This is a genomic window from Ruminococcus sp. OM06-36AC, from assembly GCF_003438725.1.
Taxonomy (GTDB): Bacteria; Bacillota; Clostridia; order Oscillospirales; family Ruminococcaceae; genus Ruminococcus_C; species Ruminococcus_C callidus.
In genome coordinates, this window is record NZ_QSTT01000037.1 from 262 (window position 1) to 9,040 (window position 8,779).

The 8,779-nt window shown below is 40.6% G+C and carries 5 protein-coding genes and 1 pseudogene; 2 read left to right on the forward strand and 4 right to left on the reverse strand.

Translation table 11 applies throughout. From position 1 onward, the window contains the following. Positions 1-216: 216 nt before the first annotated feature. The gene (locus DXB92_RS12565; protein WP_117734143.1) at positions 217-3,216 is read right to left on the reverse strand and encodes a glycoside hydrolase family 2 TIM barrel-domain containing protein; all 3,000 of its coding nucleotides are present in this window, start codon (positions 3,214-3,216) and stop codon (positions 217-219) included. A 15-nt stretch (positions 3,217-3,231) separates the two neighbouring features. Continuing rightward, entirely contained in the window at positions 3,232-4,629 is a 1,398-nt protein-coding gene (locus DXB92_RS12570; RefSeq protein ID WP_117734144.1) for an MFS transporter, read from the reverse strand. Between the two features lie 338 nt (positions 4,630-4,967). Here DXB92_RS12570 and DXB92_RS12575 point away from each other — a divergent pair, with 338 nt between their 5' ends. Together DXB92_RS12575 and DXB92_RS12580 are read left to right on the forward strand one after the other, a co-directional pair. Next, a complete protein-coding gene (locus DXB92_RS12575) occupies positions 4,968-5,834 on the forward strand; it encodes an AraC family transcriptional regulator (RefSeq protein ID WP_117734145.1) in 867 nt (288 codons plus the stop codon). 87 nt (positions 5,835-5,921) lie between these two features. Further along, a pseudogene (locus tag DXB92_RS12580) lies at positions 5,922-6,797 on the forward strand (IS256 family transposase); the annotation flags it as partial. Here the strand turns inward: DXB92_RS12580 and DXB92_RS12585 are convergent. Together DXB92_RS12585 and DXB92_RS13850 are read right to left on the reverse strand one after the other, a co-directional pair. Further along, positions 6,719-7,165, reverse strand: a complete 447-nt coding sequence (locus DXB92_RS12585; RefSeq protein WP_117734146.1) for a helix-turn-helix domain-containing protein — start codon at positions 7,163-7,165, stop codon at positions 6,719-6,721. The pseudogene DXB92_RS12580 and the gene DXB92_RS12585 sit on opposite strands and share 79 nt — an antisense overlap. A 487-nt stretch (positions 7,166-7,652) precedes the next feature. Next, the coding region (locus tag DXB92_RS13850; protein WP_207658604.1) for a dockerin type I repeat-containing protein at positions 7,653-8,779 on the reverse strand (1,127 nt) is incomplete at its 5' end.

Below are 8,779 nucleotides of genomic sequence, written 5' to 3' on the forward strand. Positions count from 1 at the left end.
AGTCCCCAGACGCTCTTTGTGCGGTATTGCCCTAAGGAAACACTAAATAATATTATACAATGGATTTCTTAGTTTGTCAAATTTCAGAAAAAATAAGCAGTGCAGCCCTATAGCTTTGCCGGATTGGAATTTCGCAAACGAAAAAACGCTGCATAAAGCCGTCAGGTGGGCTTCATGCAACGTTTCTTTAGTCTTTGTAACTCCTATGTTTTCAGATCACGCCTCAAACGGTGTAATGATAAATTCCAATTTCATCGGCTGATCTGCATGGATTCTGTACGCCTCATGCACCGGTGCACCCCAGGAATCATCGCCGCCGACACCCATTTGCTTTGCAGCGATTCTGACCCATGTGTAGCGAACACTTGGAAGTTCATCCAGATGCATTGCATTTTCGAGTTCATAGGCACTGTATGGCAGTACGCTCATTTCAAACGGAGCAGATGCCTTTTGGAACGTCAGACCATGCTGCATATCATCATGGACAGAGAGCGTTCTTACACCGGTACGGTTGCCGCATTCCTGCGGATTGAGATAACCGGAAAGATTTTCTTTTGCTGTAGATTTCCACAATCCCAGTCTTGCCCCTTTGCATCGGTCGCTGTAATTTTCATCAGGACCGAGTCCGTAATACCGGAAATTGCAAAGCTGCTTTTTCATCTTGAAGTCCAATGCAAGAACTGGCATATCGGACATTCCGCTTACTCCTGCATAATTTACACTTACGCCCAGCTTTCCGTCAAAGTGTGCGGTATAGGTTACAGTAAACTCAAAAGTCGGAATGCAGGCAGCCTGATATGTGAATGTGATTTTCAAAGCATCTTCCTGTTCCAGCCATGAAACGGTTTTATACTTTGCAAATTTGCCTGCGGTATACCACTGTGCAAGATTGTACGGCTCGGAAGCACCGGTGTCATTGTCCGTCATTGCTCTCCAGAAGCTGACCTTTGGTGTGCGTGTGATATATTCAAAATCATTGTATTTCAGAGAACTAATGCCGCCCTCTTTTTTGTCGAACATCATGGAGAAGTTTTCTCCGTGAACACCAATGGTAACATCGCCGTATACAATCGTTGGCTTTTGCAATGTGGTTTCCGGAATCTGATTATCTTTTACTTCAAACACTTCCTGTGCAAAAGCGATTTCGTGCCCTGCATCTGCCCATAGTGTCTGATCTGCGGTAACGGCGGAAACATGATAAACATATTCTCCTGCACTGTCTATTTTGTGAAGTGTCAATTTCAGTGTCTTGCTTTCTCCGGCAGGAACATTCAGAGAAAATGTATCGGATTTCAGAACAACGCCGTTCTTTTCCAATCGTACAACAAAGGACAAGTTATTTGTATCTGCAAAGAGATTTCGGTTTTCTACGGTAAGCATTCCGTTTTGAATAGACATTCTGATGTTGGAGTAAAGAGCCTTCATTTCCTGAACCTTTGGAGAGTAGGTTCTGTCAGCATAAATCACACCATTGGTGCAGAATCCGTAATCGCTTGGTCTGTCCTCAAAATCTCCGCCATAAGCCAGAACTGTTTTCCCATCGTCATTTTTGGTTTCGATTGCCTGATCGATGTAGTCCCAGATGAAACCACCCTGATAAGCCTCATATTTGTCCTCAAGGTCCGTGTAAAGGCTCAAACCGCCAAGAGAATTGCCCATAGCGTGCATATACTCACAGCTGATATACGGTCTGCCGTTATTCTGTTTCAGGTATTCTTCCACTTCCTGCGGTTTTGCGTACATACGGCTTTCCATATCCGTGATGAAATCATACTGATGATTCGGAACTCTTGTAACGCCCTCATAGTGCACCAGTCTTGTCGGGTCTACGCTTCTGAAATATTCCGACATTGCAGCAATATCTTCTCCGCAGTAGGATTCGTTTCCGCAAGACCAGATGAGAACACTTGCGTGATTCTTGTCACGTTCATACATCGATTTCGCTCTGTCCAGTACAGCTTCTTTCCATTCCGGAAGTGAACCCGGTACATTCCAAGACGGATCTGTTGCACCAAGCTTCTGCCATGTACCGTGTGTTTCCAGATTGGTTTCATCAATCAGATAAATGCCGTATGCATCACAAAGCTGATACCAAAGAGAATTGTTCGGATAATGACAGGTACGAACTGCATTGATATTGTTTTTCTTCATGAACTGGATGTCAAACAGCATATCTTCCTTTGTGATTGCTCTGCCTGTTTTCGCATCAAATTCGTGTCGATTGATGCCCTTGAAAATGATACGTTTTCCGTTTAAACACATGATTCCGTTTTTCAGTTCAAATCGGCGGAATCCGACTTTGGTTCTGCTGACCTCGATTTCATTTCCGTCTTCGTCTGTCAGAATCACTGTAAACGTATAGAGATTCGGTATTTCGGCACTCCAAGGCTTGCTATTTTCAATTGTCCAGTTTACAGATTCCTTTTCATTGGATTCTGCAATGACCGTTCCATTTTCATCTGTCAAGATCGATTTCACAGAACACTTGCCCACAATATCCAGCGTTGCAGAGAAGATACCATTTGTGCCGTCATAATCTGCAATCACTTTCATATCACGAACATGGGCAGACGGTGCCGCATAAAGGAATACGTCACGGAAAATGCCGGAGAATCTCCAGAAATCCTGATCTTCCAGCCAGCTGGCAGAACTTCTCTTGAACACTGCGACAGCAAGTTTGTTGCCCTTTTCACGGATATATGGTGTCAGTTCAAATTCAGACGGTGTAAAAGAATCTTCGCTGTAGCCGATAAATTCGCCGTTCAGCCAGACATACATAGCAGTTTCCACACCCTGAAAAGAAATAAATACACGCTTATTTTTCAGAGCATCGTTCAAGTCAAAATATCTGACGTAGCTGCCGACAGGGTTGTCCTTTTCAGAGATAAACGGAGGACGGAGATGCTCCTGTCCCTCCCAAGGATAAATGGTGTTGACGTACTGCGGTTTGCCGTATCCCTGCAATTCCATGTGTCCCGGAACCTGAATGTTGTCAAAATTGTCAGTGCTGTCGCTTTCTTCATAGAACTTTTGCTGCCATTCAGACGGATTCTTTGCCCACGCAAATTTCCAGGTGCCGTTCAGATTCTGAATCAGAGAGGAATTGTCTGCATCGGCTTCCAAATGGTTCGCATAGATTCTGTGGTCGGAATGTGCGGCGATTCTGCTGACTGCAAACACTTCCGGATTGGTCAGCCAGTCGAGTGTATGTTTCATATTGTTCCCTCCATTTTAGTTCTGTGATTCCATCACAACTTCATTTTCGGATATTCCAAGTTTTTCTTTGATTTCCGCATTTGCCCTTTCAACATTCATCTTAGAAAGAATAAATGTGATGATCAGATCCAGTGCAAACGGAACGATCAGATACATAATGTGAAGCATATTGATAGCAGAATCAGGCTGTACTGTCAAAGTGCCCTTGAATCCGCTAAGGTCGAGCAAAAGACCGACAATTGCTGTTCCAAGTCCACCACCAATTTTTACACCAAGTGATGTGCAGGAGTACATGATTCCATCAACGTGCTTGTGTTTGGTAAGCCAGCTATATTCAGAGCATGATGCGATGACTGCATTCATATCACCTTGCCATGGACCTTGACCGAGTGCTGCAAGTGCTGTAAATGCAAGCATCAGCGGAATGTTTCCCATGTATCCGGCAACTGCTACCAGAAGTCTGCCAACTGTTGCTACCATGTAGCTGTATTTGTTCAGCTTATACATGCCGTTCCATTTTTGTACGATGGTAGGAGTGAAGATCAAGGCGATAATCAAAGGAATATTGATAAACCACGCAAACGTGCCGAACATATTCTCATTTGCGAGAACATATTTTGCATAGTATGTTCCAACACCGATCATCGCACCATAGAACTGCTGCAAAATATAGGTTACTGTGATCATCATATAATATTTGTTGTGTACGAGAATTTTGAATGCTTCTCCAAAACTGTATTTGGTTTCTTCTGTTTTTGTTTCACTGTCTGCAAGTTCCTCATCAGAAAGTTCCTTTACAGAAAGAGCGGAAATTGTATTTACAATAAGACCGATAACCGCATAAATAATTGCGACTGTTCTCCAGCCATTTGCACCACCGCCCATTGCTTCAACAAATTGGAATGTAACAGCCTGAATCAGGAGGCTTGTTCCAAATGCGAAGATAAAGCGATAAGAACCCATCTGAACTCTTTCCTTGCTGTTCTTTGTAACAAGAGCGGTCAGAGCAGAATATGCGATGTTGTTTGCCGTATAAAATACACTGTTAAGAAGTGTGTAGCAGATAAAGAACCATGCGTACTGAGCAAAATTATCCATGTTCATCGGGATTGCAAATACACCAATCAAGGTAATTGCACAGCCGATAAAACCATAAAGCATCCACGGTTTTGCCTTGCCCATTTTCGTATGTGTCTTATCAATCAACGTACCAAAAATGATGTCTGTTATTCCATCAAAAATCTTCGATACAGCAATGAGAACGCCAATAACACCTGCGTTTAATCCAATCGTGTCGGTAAGATAGATCATTACGAATGATGTCAGCAATGCATAGACAACGTTCCCTGCAACATCGCCGGAACCATAACCGACTTTGTTATACCACTTTAAGTATGTTTTTTCTTTGCTCATAATAGAGCTCCTTTCATTGTTTGTATGCCCACATGGACAGAATTTTTCCATAATGAATGATACGAACTGCTTTTCATCTTGCAAAAACGAAATAATGCCATCGTCAGAATAGATGATTATTTTTTAGTATAAAGAATTTTTATTAAATTCAACATGGAATTACAATGAAAGACGTCTTTTTTAATTCTTTCCTCTCATTTCTTAATTCTATTATACCACACAAAACGGCTTAAAAAATACACAAAGTTATAAAATATATGCACAAAGTTTAGGCTTTTTCTTGTAATCAGTGCTCAGGTGTGATATACTATAGTTATAGAAGCAAGGAGGTGCTTTTTATGTTTATGAATGTTGCCTATTTGAACAACTCTACATCTACTGTAGTGGATAATACGAAACCTTTGATTGTAACAAGCTGTGGAAATTATCGTGTGAAAAATCGTTCTGAAGTAGTAACACATCGTCCGAAGGGAAGAAAAGATTATCAGCTTTTATATATTGCCTCCGGAAAAGGACATTTTTTCATTCATGGAGAAGAAAAAACGGTTTCAGCCGGAAATATTATTGTATATTTGCCGGATCAACCACAGGAATATGTTTATTATCGTGCAGATCAAACCGATGTTTATTGGGTACATTTTACCGGAAATGAAGTAGAAGAAATTTTAAAGTATTACAATATCAACCTGCAAAATAATATTCTCTATATCGGAACATCTCCCGATTATCAGTGGTTATTTGGTCAGATGATTCAGGAATTGCAGCTTTGCAGACCACGGTATGATGAATTGATTTCTTTGCAGCTGCGAAATATTTTTGTTTTGATAAGCCGTGCAATCATGAGTGCAAAGAAATTCAGCAGCACCAGTGAAAAAGAAGTTGCTTTTGCGATGCACTATTTTCGTAAAAATTACAACACAGAAATCAGCATTGAGGAGTACTCCGAATCCAGAGGGCTTAGCAACTGTTGGTTTATTCAGTGCTTTAAAGATATCACAGGTTCCAGTCCGCTGCAATATATCTTAAAGCTGCGAATCTCCAACGCACAAAGTTTGTTAGAAAATACGGACTACACCATTACTGAAATTGCAAATATGGTTGGATACACCAATTCGCTTTATTTCAGCAGACTGTTTCATAAATACATTGGTATGTCACCAAAAGAATATCGAAAAGTAAAACTGGAAGAAAATCTCAGAGAGTAAAAAACAAAACTCGGACTCTATCCCAAACCTTGTGTGAACCTCCAAAGTAGTGTATAATAAAAGAGCACTACAATGGAGGTTTTAATTATGGCAAGAAGAAAAAGAGGAACGCCTGAGCAACAGGCAAGACGAGCACTAATCGGCGAGCTGCTTTCAACGGCAAATGTGCAGAGCATGGACGACATACAGGAGCTGTTCAAGGAAACGATCGCTGAGTTCATGGAGGGCAGTCTTGAAGCCGAGCTCGATGAGGAACTGGGCTACGAGCCTTATAACGTAAAGAATAAAACTATTGACAACAGCCGCAACGGTCACAGCAAAAAGTCGCTCAGAACAAGCATGGGCAAGGTTGAAATTGATATTCCACGTGACAGAAATGGTGATTTTGAGCCTCAGCTTATCAGGAAAAATCAGATGAGTATTTCGCAGGACATGGAAAATAAAATCATTTCCATGTACGCAAAGGGAATGTCAACATTCGATATCGCAGATCATATCCGTGATATTTACGGTCTGAGCGTGTCGGATTCTACGGTCAGCCGCAAGATACTGCCTGAAGCAAAAGAATGGCAGCAGAGACCGCTGGAGAGCGTTTATGCGGTCGTATTTATGGACGCGATACACTATCATGTCCGCAGCGAAGGACAGATCATCAAGAAGGCTGTGTACATAGCGATAGGCGTTAATATGGACGGCAGGAAAGACGTTCTCGGTATGTGGGTATGCGAAAATGAAAGTGCCAAATTCTGGGTGTGAGTGCTGAACAGCCTGCGTAACAGAGGCGTTGAGGATATCCTCATTGCCTGCACTGATAACCTTACAGGCTTCTCCCAGGCAATAGAAGCAGTTTTTCCTAAGACCGATATTCAGAACTGCATAATCCATCAGCTGAGAAATTCCAGCAAATACGTCTCATACAAGGATATCAAGGCACTTATGGCTGACCTGAAAAAGGTATATACTTTAATCACGATTCCGTATTTCTCTTTGATGAGATCTCGAATGTTATTTCTTGTCCACATACATCCCTTCAGGCGAAGCTGATCCGGATTTTTATCAATTATGATTTTTTGGATCTCCTTCTCTTGATCTGCTGATAAAATTCTTTTTTCTCCGACACAACGACCTTGATGTTTGGGTTTAATGCCTTTGATTCCATTTTCTGCATATGCTTTTTTGACATTTGAAACGTGTCCTTTGCTCACGTCAAGGATTTTTGCAATTTCATTGCCCTTCATGCCTTTTTTCAGCATTCGCACTATCGTTTTTCGGATTTCATATTGCATTTCCGCTGTTATTTTTTGTGCATTCGCACTCAGTTCTTCTTCCATGCTTCTATTACATCACTTTTCATTGAATTGTTCAAGAGTTAATTGGCGTATCAATAATATCCGTTGAATTATATCCTAAGCAATCAATGGCTCCTTTGTTAGATTCCTATGCAGATCGTTTCGCAGAATCGTTTATTGTACAATGAAAAACAACCGCATCTGTTCCACTAAAATCAGATACGGCTGTTTTACTAATTTGTCCCTTATACAAAAGAAATTATGATAGCTGAAAGAATTGTTAGATTATCTTACAACAAATTCCAGTCAATCATTATGACTCAATTCAAAATATCAAATGTCTCATATTGAAACACTCTTATGCAATGTACTATCGCAAAAATAAGCAAAGACAGCAGACAATCTGAAACCTTTTCTTATATCTACTGGTGCAGACTTTGAGTAAATTTTAACTCTATACATTAGCAAAGATGACATTATGAATAATCCTTAAATAATTTAACAGTGCAAGGATCCAGGAATTTAAAACTTATGCCTTTTTAAAGCTTTTGATTCTTGCTAAAATATAATCTTGAATCTGCTTGAGATCATTTATATCTACTATGCCATTTTCATCCACATCGGCTGCATCCTGCGAGAGTGTATTCGTGAAACCATCTATTACGCCTTTTCTTGCCAAACACATATCAAAAGCATCAATCACTCCGTCCAAATTAATGTCACTCTTAATAACTTTCTCCTGAGGAACAGCCATAAAAATGTAATTTGCCGAAGCACCTGAACCGCTGTTTGTACCCATTATAACTTTTTCGCCTGACTTAAAATTCTGCTTATAAAGAATATATGTAAGATCATTTGAAATTAACATTGTGACTCCGGTATTTTTCCAGTCATTGAGCCAATTTGGTACAGGATTTGTAACGCGTGAATCCATTGCTACATAAAGAGTAATATCAGCTCCTGCTGTGAAAACGCCCAAATCGGTTGTAACAAGCTTTGAATCGCAGGCAGTCCTTACGGTTTCGGCACCAACAAGATTTTCAGGGAAGCTTGTAAACGTAATATCTCTATCACCAAATAATACAGAGCCTACTCCCGTATTATTGTAGATCGACCAATCCGCCGCATTTTCGCTGTCGAATACCTGAAGATTTTTAATAAGCTTGCCGTTTAAAACTGTTTCCATATTCTTTGCAAATACAACATAGTTAGCGTTATCGCCAGTACCACCGTTTGTACCAAGTGTAACTTCTTCTCCTGACTTAAAATTATTTTTAAAAATCGTAAACGTCAGGTTGCCTGTAGCTGTAAGCACATCGTCAGTCTTAGTCCAATTCTTTAGCCATTCAGGAATTATCGGAACAACGCGATTATCGACTGCTATGTAAATGGTAATATCATCCCCTGCTGTAAACGTGCCCAGATCTTCGGCAAACATTTTTGAATCGCAGGCAGTTTTTACAAATTCTGCTCCTATAAGATTTGCCGGAACATCTATTGCAGTAACGTCACGGTCGCCGAATAAAAACGCACCATTTTCAAATTTTTCGTTAATCGACCAATCAGCAGAATTTTCCTTATCGTTTACAATAAGATTTTTTATAGCAACACCGCATAATCTCCACCTACAAACAAAACCACCCAGCAAAATGCTGA